The organism is Pseudomonas inefficax (assembly GCF_900277125.1).
GTDB classification, from domain to species: Bacteria; Pseudomonadota; Gammaproteobacteria; order Pseudomonadales; family Pseudomonadaceae; genus Aquipseudomonas; species Aquipseudomonas inefficax.
On sequence record NZ_OPYN01000191.1, the window covers coordinates 22,501 to 37,873 of the forward strand.

The window sequence follows — 15,373 nt, forward strand, 5'->3', positions numbered from 1 at the left end:
ATAGTGACTGATAAATGTTGATGGTTGTTAACGCCTGATAAGCTTAAATTCTATGAATGCCCATCTGGGGCCAGAAAAATAAAAAACCCAGGAAGCCGCCATGACTATTCCACCTCTTTGGTACTGTCTCCCCAAGTCGATACTGTCTTTGGCCAACGAAGATAACGTATCCCCTAAATCAAAGTTAGGAGGGAAGCCATGAGCCACTCAGATGAAATTCTTTCAATCAAACATATCTACAAAGTTTTTGGACCCCATCCTGATATCGCCATGAAAATGGTGAAAGATGGATTCAGCAAAAAGGAAGTCTTCGAAAAAACCGGTCAAGTTATCGGTGTATTCGACGCGACCTTGTCAGTGAAACGCGGCGAAATTTTCGTCATCATGGGTTTGTCAGGTTCAGGCAAGTCCACCCTGGTCCGACTGTTTAATCGACTGATAGAGCCTACCTCCGGAAACATTTATCTGAACGGTCGAGAAATCACCGGGCTTTCGGACAAGGCACTTCTGGATGTGCGCCGCAAAGAAATGGGGATGGTATTTCAGTCGTTCGCCCTGATGCCTCACATGAGCGTCCTCGAAAACACAGCCTTCGGGCTCGAAATAGCGGGTGTCAGTGAAACGGAACGCCAGAAGCGCGCGCGCGAGGCGCTTCTGCAGGTCGGGCTTTCTGGCCAGGAACATAGCTATCCTCACCAGCTCTCAGGTGGCATGCAGCAGCGTGTAGGCTTGGCACGCGCATTGGCTAATGACCCAACCATCCTGCTGATGGACGAAGCTTTCTCTGCCCTTGACCCGCTGATCCGTAGCGAGATGCAAGGCGAATTGATCAAATTGCAAGCAGAGCAGAAGCGCACGATTATCTTTATTTCCCATGATATCGAAGAGGCCATCCGTATTGGCCACCGTATCGCAATCATGGAAGGCGGTAGAGTCGTGCAGATTGGCACGCCTCAAGAATTGATCAGTCAACCCGCCAATGATTATGTCCGAACATTCTTCAAAGGTTTTGACAGTTCTAAAATCTTGAAAGCAGGCGACCTGGCCCGGCTCGACCCTGAATCCACTCGGCATATCGAAGAGCCCAAGGAATTCAAACCTGGTATTGACTATGGCTATCTGCTGAATGACAAAGGCCAGTTGGTGAGTGTTGTCGATGCAGACAGTACCAACACCCACTACTCTCAGCATGAGCTAGAGCCGGTATATCTTGATACGCCTTTGCACGAGGTATTGAACATTGCGGCAAAACTACCCTACCCCGTGCCAGTTCTGGATCGAAACGGATTTCTGAAGGGAACCTTGTCCAAAAACCAATTACTGCAAACGCTGGGCAGTCATTGAGTCATCGATCAGACCTGTAAGTTCGCACGTGCTTCACTTGCGAAATGCGTAATGAGGATAGTTCAAATGTCCGACTTTAGTTTTCTCGATCCGTTTCAGACTACCGTCATCCCTCTTGGCGACTGGGTGACGAGCACATTGAATTTTCTGGTGCATAACTTCCGTGACTTCTTTCGAGCTGTTCGGTGGCCAATCGACCAGGTCCTGAATGGCATTGAATGGTTCCTGCAGAGCATTCCGCCATCTATCGGGATTCTGTTATCCAGCCTGCTTGGTTGGCAGCTCGCAGGAAAGCGCATGGCACTGCTTTGCTTCATTACCCTCACGTTGCTAGGCCTTATCGGCGTATGGTCAGCGTCGATGACAACCCTGGCCCTTGTCCTGACATCGGTGTTCTTCTGTGCCGTCATAGGCATTCCTCTCGGCATCTTGTGCGCTCGCAGCGACCGTCTCGAGCGTGTGGTCAGGCCAGTGCTCGATGCCATGCAAACCTTGCCCGCTTTTGTCTATCTCGTCCCCGTTGTGATGCTGTTCGGTATCGGCAACGTGCCTGGGGTTCTCGTTACGATCGTGTTTGCGCTTCCGCCCCTCGTACGCCTGACCAATCTGGGTATACGGCAGGTGCCCGAAGACAAGATTGAAGCCGCTCGCGCATTCGGCTGCACGCCACGGCAGATGCTTGTACGCGTGCAATTACCACTGGCCACATCAACCATGATGGCCGGCCTCAATCAGACCCTTATGCTGTCCCTTTCCATGGTCGTCATCGCCTCCATGATTTCGGTCGGCGGCCTGGGCCAGATGGTACTGAGGGGTATTGGTCGGCTTGATATGGGACTTGCAACAGTGGGTGGCATCGGCCTCGTTTTACTGGCCATCTTCCTTGACCGCCTCACCCAGGCGATGGGTGACCGCACTAAAACCGACCCGAGTAGAAAATGGTACCAGACAGGCCCTGTCGGTTTCCTGCTGCGCATGTTCGGCACTGGCAGATCCTCCAGGCCAGAAAAGATTGCATGAAGGCATTTCCTGATGATGTTTTGCACTTCCACGCTTAAGGAACCCACCATGTCCATGATAAAAATTCCGCGCCGAGCCCTTAAAACCGCGACTGCACTTTACCTCTCCATTACAGCGCTGAGTTCACTCGCATCCACCAACCCCGGGGAAGGCGTTAAAATTACTCCGATATTCCCGCCGATCGCTGAAGAGCGTTTCCGTGGTGAAATCGCAATGCAAGGCCTGCGCGAACTCGGTTATAACGTTCAAGAGCCCAAGGAGACTGATTACGGCGTCATGATGATGGCGCTCGCCAACGGCGACGCGGACTTTACCGTGCACCTTTGGGACAAGCTGCATGAAAAATTCTATCAGCAGGCTGGCGGCGACGACGTCATGGTGAAAACAGGCGAGATCATGCCGGGCGTGCTCCAAGGCTACCTCATAGACAAGAAAACCGCTGAAGCCCATAACATCAAGTACATCACTGACCTGAAAAAGCCTGAACTTGCCAAACTATTTGACTCTGACGGCGATGGCAAAGCGGACCTGACTGGCTGCAACCCCGGGTGGGGCTGCGAACTTATCATTGATCATCAGATGAAGGCCTACGGCCTCGAAAAGACCGTTCACGTCAACCAGGGCTCCTATTTCGCCCTGATGGCCGACACCATTACTCGCTACAAGGAAGGAAAGCCGATCCTCTACTTCACCTGGGTGCCCCAGTGGATTGCCAATGTGCTTGTGGAAGATAAGGATGTGGTCTGGCTGGAGGTTCCTGAAACAGACCTGCCCGGCGGAAAAAATGATATCGACACGACTTACAAAGGCAAGAACCTTGGGTTTGCCGTAGATAAAGTCGAAGCGGTCCTGAACAAGGAGTTCGCGCAAAAGAATCCTGCGGCATTGAAGTTCCTGTCGGTGATGAAGATCAGCACCGCTGATGAAAGCGCGCAAAACCTGAAGATGCAACAGGGTGAAAAAAGCCCGGACGATATTCATCGCCACACGAGCGAGTGGATAGCCGCCCATCGGCAACAATTTGATGAATGGCTTCAATCGGCAAGAGCCGCTGGCGCCCAGGCGAGCAACTGACGGTCAATGTTGAAGGCAGGCGCGCCTGCCTTCGATTTTCCCATTCACCAATACTGTCTCAGTCGTTAGCCAACACACTATGAGTATTGCCTGGAGACCGGAATGTCGGCACCCTTTTCAATCAACCCTGAGCATCGACGCATTGATCCTGCACGCCAGCGTAACTCGGCATTCAAGGCTGACGGCTCGATCGATGACAACGACCGGACGGAAATCGGCCCTACGCCACTTGCTTTTGCGGAATGGAATGCGCTGGGCTTGCAAGCGCCCCATCTGCCAACGATGCGAGCGTATCGGCTGGAGCGTATTCGTGCGCAATTGATCGCACGTGACCTGGGCGGCATCCTGCTATTCGATCCTCTGAATATTCGATACGCCACTGATACGACAAACATGCAACTGTGGACCACCCACAACCCCGCTCGAGCATGTTTCATTGCAGCGAGCGGGCACGTTGTGCTCTGGGACTTCCATGGCTGTGATCACCTGAGCGCGCATTTGCCGCTCATCAGCGAACTGCGCAGCGGAGCCTCTTTTTTCTACTTCGAGACAGGCGATCGCACAGACGAGCATGCTCGACGCTTTGCCTTGCAGGTCGACGACATCCTGAGACAACACGCAGGGGCAAACCGACGCCTCGCTGTTGACCGCATCGAATTGGCGGGTGTGCGGGCATTGGATGCGCTTGGCATCGAACTCTTCAGTGGTCAGGAAGTTGCCGAGTTCGCTCGGGCGATCAAGGGGCCCGATGAAATCAAGGCAATGCGTTGCGCGGTCGCTTCCTGTGAAGCAGCCGTCTCGGAGATGCACCAGGCATTACGCGAAGGCATGACAGAAAACGATGTATGGGCAGTATTGCATGCCGGCAATATCCGCCGTGGCGGCGAATGGATCGAGACTCGGATTTTAAGCTCTGGGCCACGCACGAACCCTTGGTTCCAGGAGTCCGGGCCGCGCGTTCTGAGCAATGGTGATCTGTTGTCTTTCGACACCGACTTGATCGGTGTTTATGGCATGTGTGTCGATATGTCCCGTAGCTGGATCTGTGGTGGCCTGGAGCCCACTGCTGAACAGAAACGGCTGTACCGCATAGCTCACGAACATATCACCCACAACATCGAAATGATCAGGCCTGGCGTGCGCTTCACTGAACTCACCGACAAGGGCCACCGGCTCCCTGAATCATGCCGAGCGCAACGCTACGGTGTCATGTTCCATGGCGTGGGGCTGTGTGACGAATATCCCTGCATCCGCTATCCCGAAGATCTGCATTCCTACGGTTACGAAGGCGTGCTGGAGCCCGGGATGGCGCTGTGCGTCGAGGCGTATGTCGGAGAAGTCGGCGGACGTGACGGCATCAAGTTGGAAAACCAGTTTCTGGTCACTGAAACCGGCTATGAGCTGCTCACCCATTATCCATTCGATGCAAGTTTTCTCGAGCGTTGACGAAAGCGTTCTTCGGCTCTGCGACTCGTTCGCAGAGCCCCTTCGCATGATTCACCCTGGAGACGATCGTAACCACTCTGCAAGACTGAGCACCATGGCCGTGGTGTCGCGCCCGTGGGGCACCACCAGGTAGTAGGCTTCCTGTGGTTTTATCACCAGGTCTGACAAACGTACCAGGTCACCTGATTCGAGCAGATGATCAAGCATCCGCCCCCAACCCAGTGCTACACCATGTCCGTGCAGCGCTGCTTGAATGGTATCGGTATACAGGTGACAGCGCAGACGGTAATCAAGCTTTGGAGGGTGCCCTCCCAACGCTCGGAACCAGGTTGGCCATGTCATCCAACCCTCGGTGGTGGCATCGGCATCCAGCAGGTCAGCGCCGTATAGCGCCTCCAACGAGTCGGGCGCCTGGTTGCGCGCCAGCCAAGCCGGCGAACACACTGGAAACACTTCTTCGTCGAACAGATGCAGGGCCGTGCCATCCGCCCATTTACCATTGCCGTAACGCACCAGAAGATCGATGTCATGATCGCGCAGGTCGCCGGTGAACATCTGTGTGGCCAGGCGCAAGCGAATGTGGGGCAAGGCGGCTTGGAGCGTGCTTAATCGCGGCATCACTCTGAGCTGAGAAAAAGTCGCGGTCGTGCTCAGTACCAGTTGCTGCTCGGCACTTCCCTCTGTCAGGCGATCGAATACTGCTGCGACCTTCTGAAGCGACTCAGACATTACGGCAAACAACGTCTGCCCTTCATTGGTCAGGCTAACGCCACGATGAAAGCGCTGGAACAGCTGAACGCCGATGTTTTCTTCAAGCTGCCGGATCTGCTTGCTCACTGCCGCCTGGGTTACTCCTAGCTCCCGCGCGGCGAGGGTAAAACTGCTGTGACGGGCAACCGCTTCGAACTCCAGAAGCGCGGTCATCGAAGGAATGATCCGTCGATAACCGTTCTGAAGGTTGCCTTTCTCTGATGTTCTCATCCACCGTCCTGAAATGATGCGACGCTCTGGCCAGAGCCTCAGCAAACATTGGCAGAAAATCTACGTGGTGAACAGCGCCGACAACGGCTACGCCGCTAGACTCAAAGCCAGCGCGTCGCCCGACCGCTGATGCGGTGGAACCGTCAGCCCCTCGTCGCGTCTACCGTCTGGCCAGCCTCTGCAAGGAACAGCACATGCCGCTACGCCTGTTCAAAGCCCTGCTCATCGCCATCGGCTTCGCCCTGGCCCTGGCCGCCTGCAGCCGCATCGACCTGGCCTACCGCAACCTCGACCGCCTGGTGCCGTGGTCGCTGGACGACTACCTGGCCATGAACAGCGAGCAGAAGGCCCTGCTTGACGACCGCCTGCGCGAGCACCTGGCCTGGCACTGCAAGACCCAATTGCCCGGCTACCTCGACTGGCTGGACCGGATACGCGGCATGGTCGCCGACGACCAGGTGACCGACCAGGCCCTGCAACAGCGTACTCGCGAAGCCCGCGAGGCGATTGGCCGGGTAGCCGAGGAAATCACCCCGTCGGCCACCGAGTTGCTGCGCGGCATGAGCGATGCCCAGGTGGCGGAGATGCGCGAGGCATTCCGCGAGGACATAAGCGAACGGCAGAAAAAGTATGTGGATACGCCGTTGGCCCAGCAGATCGCCCGCCGTACCGAACGCATGGAGAAACGCCTGACCCCGTGGTTCGGCGAGCTGACCGCGGTGCAGAAGCAACGCGTGCAGGCCTGGTCCCAGGCGCTGGGCGACCAGAACCGCGAATGGATCGCCAACCGCGCGCACTGGCAGCAGCAATTGCTGCTGGCGATGAACCAGCGCAACGACGCCAGCTTCGAGCCGCGCCTGGCGACGTTGTTGCAGCGCAAGGAGAGTTTGTGGACGCCGGAGTACCGGGCGGCGTATCAGAATACCGAGCAGCAGGCGCGCAGCTTGCTGGTCGACCTGGTGCAGCAGAGTACCCCGCAGCAGCGGCTGTTTCTGCAGGAAAAGTTGAGCAAGGTCCGGACTGATTTCAGTGAGTTGAAGTGTTTGAAAGGTTAACTGGGGAAAGCATGGCCGGCCTCTTCGCGGGCTTGCCCGCTCCCACAGGTACGGCACAGGATTTGAAACCAGTGGAGTCCCTGTGGGAGCGGGTTTACCCGCGAAGAGGCCGGGCCTGATAAAGCAAATTCACCGCCCCTTGCGCCGATACGGAAACACATCGATCACCTTCCCTTCACGAATCGCCGCCTGCAGCCCCTTCCAGTAATCCGCATCGTACAACTCCCCATGCAAGCGGCTGAACAACCGCCGCTGGCCGATATCGGCAAACAGGAACGGCGGGAACTCCTCGGGGAACACGTCATGCGGGCCGATCGAGTACCACGGCTCACCCGACATCTCGTCCTCCGGGTAACGTGGCGGCGGAATATGGCGGAAGTTCACCTCGGTCAAAAAGCTGATCTCGTCATAGTCATAGAACACCACCCGGCCATGGCGGGTAACGCCAAAGTTCTTCAGCAACATGTCGCCAGGGAAGATATTCGCCGCCGCCAGCTGCTTGATGGCCAGGCCGTAATCCTCCAGCGCCTCCAGCACCTGGCCCTCGCTGGCGTGCTCCAGATACAGGTTCAGCGGCGTCATGCGCCGCTCGGTCCAGCAGTGGCGGATCAGCACCGTGTCACCTTCCAATGCCACGGTCGATGGCGCCACCTCCAGCAGTTCGGCCAGGCATTCCGGCTCGAACTTGCTGCGCGGGAAGCGAAAATCGGCGAACTCCTGGGTATCGGCCATGCGCCCGACGCGGTCGACGCTCTTCACCAGCCGGTACTTGTCGATCACTGTGGCACGGTCGACCGTCTTCGACGGAGAAAAGCGGTCCTTGATGATCTTGAACACGGTGTTGAAACCCGGCAGGGTGAACACGCTCATGACCATGCCACGCACCCCGGGCGCCATGACGAAGCGGTCGTCGCTGCTGGCCAGGTGGTTGATCAGCGCCCGGTAGAACTCCGACTTGCCGTGCTTGTAGAAACCGATGGAGGTATACAGTTCGGCTACGTGCTTGCCCGGCAAGATGCGCTTGAGGAAATTGACGAATTCCGCCGGCACCGGCACATCGACCATGAAGTACGAGCGGGTGAAGGAAAAGATGATCGACACCTCGGCCTCGTCGGTGATCAGCGCATCGGCCTCGATACCGTGCCCTTCGCGATGCAGCAGCGGGATGACCAGCGGCCACTGTTCATCGCTGTTGAACAGCCGGCCTACAAGGTAGGCACCCTTGTTGCGGTACAGCACCGGCACGAACAGCTCCAGCGCCAGCGCTGGGTCCTTGCACACCCAGTCCGGCAGGCACTCGCGCAATTGCTCTTGCAGGCGCGTCAGGTCGCCCTCCAAGTCGCCGTATGGCACATCGAACGGGTAATCGGTGAACACCGCGCGCAGCAGGCCCTTGAGCCCGCCGTCCGGCCGATAGGTACGGGTCTGCGCGGCGCGCTCGCGGCCGCGCATGGAGGGCCGGGTGGTGTGGATGAACATGCAGCCGTCGCTGATCAGGTCATGGCTGAACAGGCTGCAGAACAGCGAGTTGTACCAGGTCTCGGACAGCTCGTCGTCCAGCCGTGGGTCGATCAGGTGGATATAGGCGTTCTTCACCAAAGGCCATTGCTCCACATCCAGCAGCACATCCTCGGCAAAACCCTGGCGCAGCCAGCCGTTGACCTCGGCGACCTTTTCTTCATAGAGATTGATGCGGGCGGCGGAAGCACGCTGGATATCCTGCCAGCGCGCCCGCTCGAAGCGCTGGCGGGCACCGAGGGTGATGCGCTGGAAGTGGTCGCGGTAGTCGTCGAAGCCGGCGAGGATCATCCGGGCGATTTCGATAGCGGGCCAGGGCTGGGGCATGCGAAGACCTCGGTGCGGTGTTGAGTTACAGAGCTTAGTCGCCTCTTGGTTGTTGCGGAGCCTGTGCCGGCCTCTTCGCGGGTAAACCCGCTCCCACAGGATTACCACAGGGCCGAGCATTGCACAGAACCTGTGGGAGCGGGTTTACCCGCGAAGAGGCCGGCACAGGTTTACACCGCAAGAAAGCACAAGAATCCCTCGGCCCCCTGGCGTACACTCGCGCCCCTGCCCCGCCTCCGGAGACGTTTGTGAGCCCCATCGCCCTAGCCCGCCTGCTGACCCTTGCCGCCGTCTGGGGGGCGAGCTTCCTGTTCATGCGCGTCATCGCCCCCGAACTGGGTACGGTGCCGACGGCGTTCTTCCGTGTGTCCATCGCCTGCCTGGGCCTGGTTGCACTGCTCGCCGCCGCCCGCGTGCGCTGGGATTTCCAGGGCAAGCTCGGCGCCTGCCTGGTGCTGGGCATGATCAACTCCGGCATCCCCGCCACGTTCTACTCCGTGGCCGCCCAGGTACTGCCTGCCGGCTACTCGGCAATCTTCAACGCCACCACGCCGTTGATGGGCGTGCTGGTCGGCGTGCTGTTCTTCCGCGAACCAATGACCCTGGCCAAGCTCTGCGGCATCTTCCTGGGCCTGTTCGGCGTCGGCATCCTCAGCGGTGCCGGCCCGGTGGCCCTGGACCTGGCCCTGCTGCAAGGCGCACTTGCCTGCCTGGCGGCCACCACCTGCTACGGCTTTGCCGGCTTCCTCGCCCGCCGCTGGGTCAGCGGCCTGGACAGCCGTCTGTCGGCACTGGGCAGCATGCTCGGCGCCACCCTGATGCTGAGCCCGCTGTTCGCCTGGAGCGCGCTGAGCCAGCCGCCTGCCAGCTGGGGTGGCTGGCAAGTGTGGCTGTCGCTGCTGGGCCTGGGCCTGCTGTGCACAGCGTTCGCCTACATCCTGTACTTCCGCCTGCTGGAGGAGATCGGCCCGGTCAAAGCCAGCACCGTGACCTTCCTGATCCCGGTATTCGGCGTATTGTGGGGGGCGTGGCTGCTGGACGAACCGCTGTCGATGGCGCACCTGTACGGCGGCCTGCTGATTGGCCTGGCATTGTGGCTGGTGCTGCGCCCGGCACGCAGCTGAAGCGGGGTACAGGATGAACGACGCGTACAAGAAGGTGCTGTTCCGCCTGGAGCAGGACGAAAACGGCTACCCGCCCGCCTCGGTCGAGGGCTTGTGGGCCAAGGCAGTGGAAGGCGGCTATGCCGTCGACAACATTCCCTTCCATGTCTACGGCATCGCCCCGGGCGACGTGATCGGCACCCGTGAGGAAGCCGGCGAAACCTGGTTCGCCGAACTGCGCCACAGCAGTGGCAGCTCGGTGTTCCGGGTTATCGTCAAGCCCCCGGAAACCCTGGACCAGGTACGCGCGGCCCTGCACGACTTCGGCTGCAACTGCGAAACCGAGCAGGCGGTGAAGATGCTGGCGGTCGAGGTCCCGCCGCAGCGCTCGCTCGACACCCTGCTCTACTACCTGCTCACCCAGCGCGAAGCCGGCCTGCTGGACTTCGAGGAAGGCGTACTGCGCCACGCCATCCCCGAAGAATTTCGCTAGGGCCTACGCCTCGGCCAGACGCGCGGCGGGCTTGCGAAACACGAACAGCAGGCCCACCACGATCAGCCCCATGCCCAGCAGGCTGAGCGGCGCCAGGCGGTTACCGAAGATCAGCAGGTCCATCACTGCGGTCACTGCCGGCACCAGGTAGAACAGGCTGGTGACATTGACCAGGTTACCCTTGGCGATCAGCCGGTACAGCAGCAGGGTCGCCAGCAACGAGACCACCAGCCCCATCCACAGCAGCGCGCCGACAAAACCGCCAGTCCACTCCACATGCAGCGGCTGCAGCGGCGCGAACAGCGCACACATGGCAAAGCCGGCCAGGTACTGCAGTGGCAGCGTGCCCATGGGGTTGTCGGTGATGCGCTTCTGCAGGATCGAGCCGAAGGTCATGCTGACCAGCGCCAGCAAGGCGAACAGCATCCCCGCCAGCGACACCCCGCCCAGGTTGATGCCCTGGTAGACCACCATGATCAACCCGCCAAGCCCCAACCCCAGGCCGAACAAGCGGCTCCAGGAGCGCTGGCGCTCCATCAGCACCACGGTCAGGATCGGTTGTACCCCCATCACCGTGGCCATGACACCGGGGGTGACATGGGTATCGAGCGCCAGCAGATAGAAGATCTGATAGGCGCCGAGCAGCACACAGCCGGTACCCAGGGCTCGCAGGATGGCCCCGCGACTGCGTGGCCAGCGTAGCCCCAGCAACGGGCCGATCAACAGCAGGCCGGCCAGGGCCAGCGCCGAGCGCAACAGCAGGAAGGCGAACGGGCTGGCGTGTGCCAGGCCAAGTTTGGAAACGATCGCCCCGCTGCTCCACAGCAGGACGAACAGGCTGGTAGTGGCCGCCGAGGCCACGGATGCTTTGCTAAAGACAGACATGTATTGCCACCTGATTCAAGGCGAATAAGCCAGACGGACGGCGTGCGCTTCAGCGTGGGAAGTCGCCGACCGGGTTCAGTAGGTTGCGTGTGCGAAGGGATGCGGCCAGAAGCCGATCAGCCCAGCACGACCACGCAAGCAGGCGGAGCTACGCCGCCTACGACGCCACTGACAGGTGGTGGTGGATAGTGACTGATCATCGCCGGCTGCTGGCAGCCACGCACGACCATGCCCGCGACTGGCGCGATGGCAAAGCTGGTGGTGGATGGGCTGGCTGGCATGAACAGGTCTTCGGGAAGAGAACAGTGGGCTCGACTATAGCCCGGTGCCCCATGCCTTGCAAACAGCTTTTGTGGGAGCGGCCTTGTGTCGCGAAAGGGCCGCAGAGCGGCCCCAGCAATATCTGCGGCGAAGCTGAGAGTGTGGGGCCGCTGCGCGCCCCTTTCGCGACACAAGGCCGCTCCCACAAAAAGACCGCGCCACCTTGGATGTTGGTTAATTTCTCACCACCCCGATTCGTCTGAATGCGAAACGCAGCCCGCATTCACCCGTTTCGAGGACCACCGATGAACGTATCCGCCTGGCTCTACCGGCCAGCCCAGGTCACCTGCCTGCTGCTGGTCAGCGCCTACGCCCACGCCGCCAAGCCCGGCGACGTGTTCAAAGACTGCAAGAACTGCCCCGAGATGGTCGTGCTGCCCGCCGGCAGCTACGTGATGGGCGCCCCCGACGACGAAGTCGGCCGACAGCCCGACGAGGGCCCGCTGCACACCGTGACCTTCGCCAAGCCCTTCGCCATGAGCCGCTACCAAGTCACCGCCGGCGAACTGGACGCCTACATCAAGGCCACCGGCACCGTCATCAAGAGCGGCGACGACCGCCCTGGCCGCTGGTGCGAAGCCAGCAAGCCCAGCTACAAGCAAGGCCCCCGCCAGCCGGCGGTATGTGTCGACTACGACGAAGTGCAGGCCTACACCCGATGGCTGGCGAAAATCACCGGCAAACCCTACCGCATGGTCAGCGAAGCCGAACGCGAATATGCCGCCCGTGGCGGCTCCAGCGGCCCGTTCCCCTTCCCCTTCGACGAACCGGGCAAGTACGAGATCAGCAAGCACGCCAACACCTATGGCCCCAAGGACGGTCATGCCTTCACCGCCCCGGTGGGCAGCTACCCGCCCAATGCCTTCGGCATGTACGACATGCACGGCAACGTCTACGAATGGGTCGCCGACTGCTACCACGACAGCTACGAAGGCGCCCCCACCGACGGCAGCGCCTGGATCCAGGACCCCAAGTGCATCCGCGCGCACATGCGCGGCAATGACTGGGGCGAGCCGCCGATCTTCTCCCGCTCGGCCAACCGCAACGACCGCCTCAAGACCACCCGCGGTGACTTCCTCGGCTTTCGCGTAGCACGCGAACTTTGAAGTTGTGACGCGGTTAACGCAGCACCGGGCAAAAAAATCGCCAATAAGAATCGTTCCGGTTTTTCACAGGTGCTGCGTCCTATAGCTGACATAGAAAAAAACCCTCTGCCAACGAGACCGCAATAGATGTCCAAGTCCCTCCCCGGCCCGCTCAACCCGCTTGCCAAAGCATTACTGATCCGTCATTCCCTTCGCCCCCAGCGCGCGTTCACACGCATCGGCCTGGGCCTGGCGATATCCGCTGCGATGGTTGCCCAGGTGCAGGCACAGGAGTGGACCCTGGACATTCCCGCGCAGTCGATGAACTCGGCGTTGCAGGCACTGGCCAAGCAGACCGATACCCAGTTGCTGTACAGCCCGGAGGACATCAATGGGCTGCGCTCCACGGCCCTCAAGGGCCGGCATGACCTGCAGTCTTCGCTGCGGACACTGCTGCAAGGCACCGGGCTGCGTTACCAGATCGATGGCAACACCGTGACGGTAACGGCCAGTTCGAGCGCACAGGCCGGCCAGGTCGAGCTTTCGGCAACCAACGTCAATAGCGTGGGCCTTGGTGCCACCACCGAAGGCACGGGCTCCTACACCACCGGTGTCACCAACACTGCCACCAAGATGAACCTGTCGATACGCGAAACGCCCCAGTCGATCAGCGTGATCACCCGCCAGCGCATGGACGACCAGCAGCTCAACAGCGTGACCCAGGTGCTTAACCAGACACCGGGCATCACCATGTCCCAGGACGGTGGCCTGCGCTACAACATCTATTCCCGCGGCAGTGCCATCAACACCTACCAGCTTGACGGCGTGACCACCACCCAGGAAAACCAGACCCGCAACATGCCCAGCACGTTGCTGGACATGACCATTTACGACCGCGTCGAAATCGTCCGCGGCGCCACCGGCCTGATGACCGGCGCCGGTGAACCCGGCGGTGTGGTCAACCTCATTCGCAAACGCCCGACACGCGAATTCCAGTCGCATATTCAGGGCACTGTCGGCTCCTGGGACTCCTACCGCAGCGAAGTCGATGTTTCCGGCCCCTTGACCGAGGGCGGCAACCTGCGCGGGCGCATGGTGGCGGCCAAGCAGAAAAGCGGCAGCTTTCGCGACTGGTACAAGGAAGACAAGGACATCCTCTACGGCGTTCTCGAAGCGGACCTGAACGACGCCACCCTGGTACGTTTCGGCGTCGATTACCAGAAGTTCAAAGCCACCGGTTCACCGGGTGTGCCGCTGTTGTTCACCAACGGCAAGCAGACCAACTTCTCCCGCTCGACCAGTTCCGGTGCCCGCTGGATGTACGACGAGCTGGAAACCACCAACTATTTCATGGCCGCCGAGCACACTTTCGCCAATGACTGGCAAATCAAGCTGGCCGCGAACTACATGGATTCCAATCGCGATAACTACAACGGCTCATACCAGACCACGACGAACCGAGCATGGATTGATGAAGCAACCGGCGCCGCGAGAATGCTGCGCTACAATGCCGAAGCCGATCAGACTCAACGCGGCGTGGACCTGACCCTGCAGGGGCCATTTTCCCTGTTCGGGCGCACTCACGAGTTCATCACCGGCTTCAACTATCAGGATTACAAGAACGATCACACCGGTTATGACGTTGGCAGCACAACCGTCAACTTCTATGACTGGGACAACTACCTGCCTCGGCCAACCGAGACTGGCGCACTTGGGGAAATTCTCAACATCAAGAGCAGCCAGCGCGGCACCTATGCGGCATTCAAGTTCAACCTGATGGATGACCTCAATGTAATCGTAGGCGCGCGCACCTCCGACTATGACTACGACTATTACTACTGGCCTACCTCATTCGGATCGCCGGACGTCAAGATGCACGAGCGGGGTGAAGTAACACCGTACGCGGGCATTACCTATGACCTGACCCCTGAGCAATCGGTGTACGCCAGCTATACCGATATCTTCAAACCACAATCAAGCCGCGATAGCAACGGTTCGGTCATCGGCCCAGTCGTAGGCGCCAACTATGAAGTGGGCTGGAAAGGGGCATTCTACGACGGTCGTCTGAATGCCAGCACGGCACTGTTCCTGGTCAAGCGCGACAACCTGGCAGTAGTGGACAACGGTGTGCTGGTGAACGGCACGGTAAACGAGGATGGCTCGGGAGGCGAGCAAGCCTACAAGGCAGCAAAGGGCACAGAGACCAAAGGTATCGACCTGGAGCTTTCGGGCGAAGTACTGCCTGGTTGGCAAGTCATGACCAGCTACAGCCATGCCCGCACGGAAGACGCCGAGGGCGAGCGCCAGCTGACGCAGTACTCCATGGACACTTTCCGCTTCTGGAACACCTACCGCTTCCAGGGTGACTGGAACAGGCTGACCGTGGGTGGCGGGGTGTCCTGGAACTCCAGCATGTCGCTCTACTACACCAACCTCAAAGCCCGGGCCACCCAGGATGACTACACCGTTGCCAGCCTGATGGCGCGCTATCAGGTCACAGACCATCTGGCCGCCACCCTGAACCTGAACAACATCTTCGACGAGAAGTACTACTCGGGTATCGGCGGCAGTGTTGGCCATTACGGTGACCCGCGTAATGCCACCATGAGCCTGCGCTACGACTTCTAGGCCGACAGCCACCTGTGGCGTTGTAATCGAGGCGGCGTCATCCATACAGGATGACGCCGCTTTTTTTGTCTTGGTGACGACACTGCCGACATG

The 15,373-nt window shown here is 59.6% G+C and carries 13 protein-coding genes; 9 read left to right on the forward strand and 4 right to left on the reverse strand.

Annotated elements, in window-relative coordinates:
* Positions 1 to 198: 198 nt before the first annotated feature.
* The 4 genes from JV551A3_RS23840 (at position 199) to dddP (ending at position 4,884) form a co-directional block, all read left to right on the forward strand.
* Positions 199 to 1,344, forward strand: a complete 1,146-nt coding sequence (locus JV551A3_RS23840; RefSeq protein WP_133974630.1) for a quaternary amine ABC transporter ATP-binding protein — start codon at positions 199 to 201, stop codon at positions 1,342 to 1,344.
* Between the two features lie 66 nt (positions 1,345 to 1,410).
* Complete coding sequence (proW, locus tag JV551A3_RS23845; protein WP_133974632.1) at positions 1,411 to 2,364, forward strand: glycine betaine/L-proline ABC transporter permease ProW; 954 nt, start codon at positions 1,411 to 1,413, stop codon at positions 2,362 to 2,364.
* A gap of 48 nt (positions 2,365 to 2,412) precedes the next feature.
* The gene (gene proX / locus JV551A3_RS23850; RefSeq protein ID WP_133974634.1) at positions 2,413 to 3,438 is read left to right on the forward strand and encodes a glycine betaine/L-proline ABC transporter substrate-binding protein ProX; all 1,026 of its coding nucleotides are present in this window, start codon (positions 2,413 to 2,415) and stop codon (positions 3,436 to 3,438) included.
* Positions 3,439 to 3,540: 102 nt separating this feature from the next.
* The gene (gene dddP, locus JV551A3_RS23855; RefSeq protein WP_133974636.1) at positions 3,541 to 4,884 is read left to right on the forward strand and encodes a dimethylsulfonioproprionate lyase DddP; all 1,344 of its coding nucleotides are present in this window, start codon (positions 3,541 to 3,543) and stop codon (positions 4,882 to 4,884) included.
* 51 nt (positions 4,885 to 4,935) lie between these two features.
* On the opposite strand, the gene JV551A3_RS23860 is transcribed toward dddP, so the two are convergent.
* Positions 4,936 to 5,865 carry a LysR substrate-binding domain-containing protein gene (locus JV551A3_RS23860; protein WP_133974638.1) on the reverse strand — a complete coding sequence of 310 codons (930 nt, stop codon included), beginning with the start codon at positions 5,863 to 5,865 and terminating at the stop codon, positions 4,936 to 4,938.
* Between the two features lie 194 nt (positions 5,866 to 6,059).
* Here JV551A3_RS23860 and JV551A3_RS23865 point away from each other — a divergent pair, with 194 nt between their 5' ends.
* Entirely contained in the window at positions 6,060 to 6,920 is an 861-nt protein-coding gene (locus JV551A3_RS23865; RefSeq protein ID WP_133974640.1) for a DUF6279 family lipoprotein, read from the forward strand.
* 129 nt (positions 6,921 to 7,049) lie between these two features.
* Here JV551A3_RS23865 and aceK read toward each other — a convergent pair whose 3' ends face one another.
* Positions 7,050 to 8,765: a bifunctional isocitrate dehydrogenase kinase/phosphatase gene (gene aceK / locus JV551A3_RS23870; protein ID WP_133974642.1), complete on the reverse strand. Its 1,716-nt coding sequence runs from the start codon at positions 8,763 to 8,765 to the stop codon at positions 7,050 to 7,052.
* Between the two features lie 248 nt (positions 8,766 to 9,013).
* On the opposite strand from aceK, the gene JV551A3_RS23880 reads away from it, so the two are divergent.
* Both JV551A3_RS23880 and JV551A3_RS23885 read left to right on the forward strand, forming a co-directional pair.
* Positions 9,014 to 9,889: a DMT family transporter gene (locus JV551A3_RS23880; protein WP_133974646.1), complete on the forward strand. Its 876-nt coding sequence runs from the start codon at positions 9,014 to 9,016 to the stop codon at positions 9,887 to 9,889.
* A gap of 13 nt (positions 9,890 to 9,902) precedes the next feature.
* Positions 9,903 to 10,361 carry a DUF4265 domain-containing protein gene (locus JV551A3_RS23885; RefSeq protein ID WP_025340190.1) on the forward strand — a complete coding sequence of 153 codons (459 nt, stop codon included), beginning with the start codon at positions 9,903 to 9,905 and terminating at the stop codon, positions 10,359 to 10,361.
* A 3-nt stretch (positions 10,362 to 10,364) separates the two neighbouring features.
* Here the strand turns inward: JV551A3_RS23885 and JV551A3_RS23890 are convergent, their stop codons facing one another.
* Both JV551A3_RS23890 and JV551A3_RS30775 read right to left on the reverse strand, forming a co-directional pair.
* Positions 10,365 to 11,246: a DMT family transporter gene (locus JV551A3_RS23890; RefSeq protein WP_133974648.1), complete on the reverse strand. Its 882-nt coding sequence runs from the start codon at positions 11,244 to 11,246 to the stop codon at positions 10,365 to 10,367.
* Between the two features lie 116 nt (positions 11,247 to 11,362).
* Positions 11,363 to 11,527 carry a hypothetical protein gene (locus JV551A3_RS30775; protein ID WP_166674295.1) on the reverse strand — a complete coding sequence of 55 codons (165 nt, stop codon included), beginning with the start codon at positions 11,525 to 11,527 and terminating at the stop codon, positions 11,363 to 11,365.
* 285 nt (positions 11,528 to 11,812) lie between these two features.
* Here JV551A3_RS30775 and pvdO point away from each other — a divergent pair, with 285 nt between their 5' ends.
* Positions 11,813 to 12,673, forward strand: a complete 861-nt coding sequence (gene pvdO, locus JV551A3_RS23895; RefSeq protein ID WP_177421358.1) for a dihydropyoverdine dehydrogenase — start codon at positions 11,813 to 11,815, stop codon at positions 12,671 to 12,673.
* A 126-nt stretch (positions 12,674 to 12,799) separates the two neighbouring features.
* Positions 12,800 to 15,280: a TonB-dependent siderophore receptor gene (locus tag JV551A3_RS23900; protein ID WP_133974650.1), complete on the forward strand. Its 2,481-nt coding sequence runs from the start codon at positions 12,800 to 12,802 to the stop codon at positions 15,278 to 15,280.
* Positions 15,281 to 15,373: the final 93 nt, after the last annotated feature.

Bases quoted from the DNA above. Each gene is read 5' to 3' on its own strand.
- JV551A3_RS23860 (WP_133974638.1), bottom strand. From the start codon at position 5,865: ATGAGAACATCAGAGAAAGGCAACCTTCAGAACGGTTATCGACGGATC.
- proW (WP_133974632.1), top strand. From the start codon at position 1,411: ATGTCCGACTTTAGTTTTCTCGATCCGTTTCAGACTACCGTCATCCCT.
- JV551A3_RS23885 (WP_025340190.1), top strand. From the start codon at position 9,903: ATGAACGACGCGTACAAGAAGGTGCTGTTCCGCCTGGAGCAGGACGAA.
- JV551A3_RS23900 (WP_133974650.1), top strand. From the start codon at position 12,800: ATGTCCAAGTCCCTCCCCGGCCCGCTCAACCCGCTTGCCAAAGCATTA.
- aceK (WP_133974642.1), bottom strand. From the start codon at position 8,765: ATGCCCCAGCCCTGGCCCGCTATCGAAATCGCCCGGATGATCCTCGCC.
- JV551A3_RS30775 (WP_166674295.1), bottom strand. From the start codon at position 11,527: ATGCCAGCCAGCCCATCCACCACCAGCTTTGCCATCGCGCCAGTCGCG.
- dddP (WP_133974636.1), top strand. From the start codon at position 3,541: ATGTCGGCACCCTTTTCAATCAACCCTGAGCATCGACGCATTGATCCT.
- JV551A3_RS23865 (WP_133974640.1), top strand. From the start codon at position 6,060: ATGCCGCTACGCCTGTTCAAAGCCCTGCTCATCGCCATCGGCTTCGCC.
- pvdO (WP_177421358.1), top strand. From the start codon at position 11,813: ATGAACGTATCCGCCTGGCTCTACCGGCCAGCCCAGGTCACCTGCCTG.
- proX (WP_133974634.1), top strand. From the start codon at position 2,413: ATGTCCATGATAAAAATTCCGCGCCGAGCCCTTAAAACCGCGACTGCA.
- JV551A3_RS23840 (WP_133974630.1), top strand. From the start codon at position 199: ATGAGCCACTCAGATGAAATTCTTTCAATCAAACATATCTACAAAGTT.
- JV551A3_RS23890 (WP_133974648.1), bottom strand. From the start codon at position 11,246: ATGTCTGTCTTTAGCAAAGCATCCGTGGCCTCGGCGGCCACTACCAGC.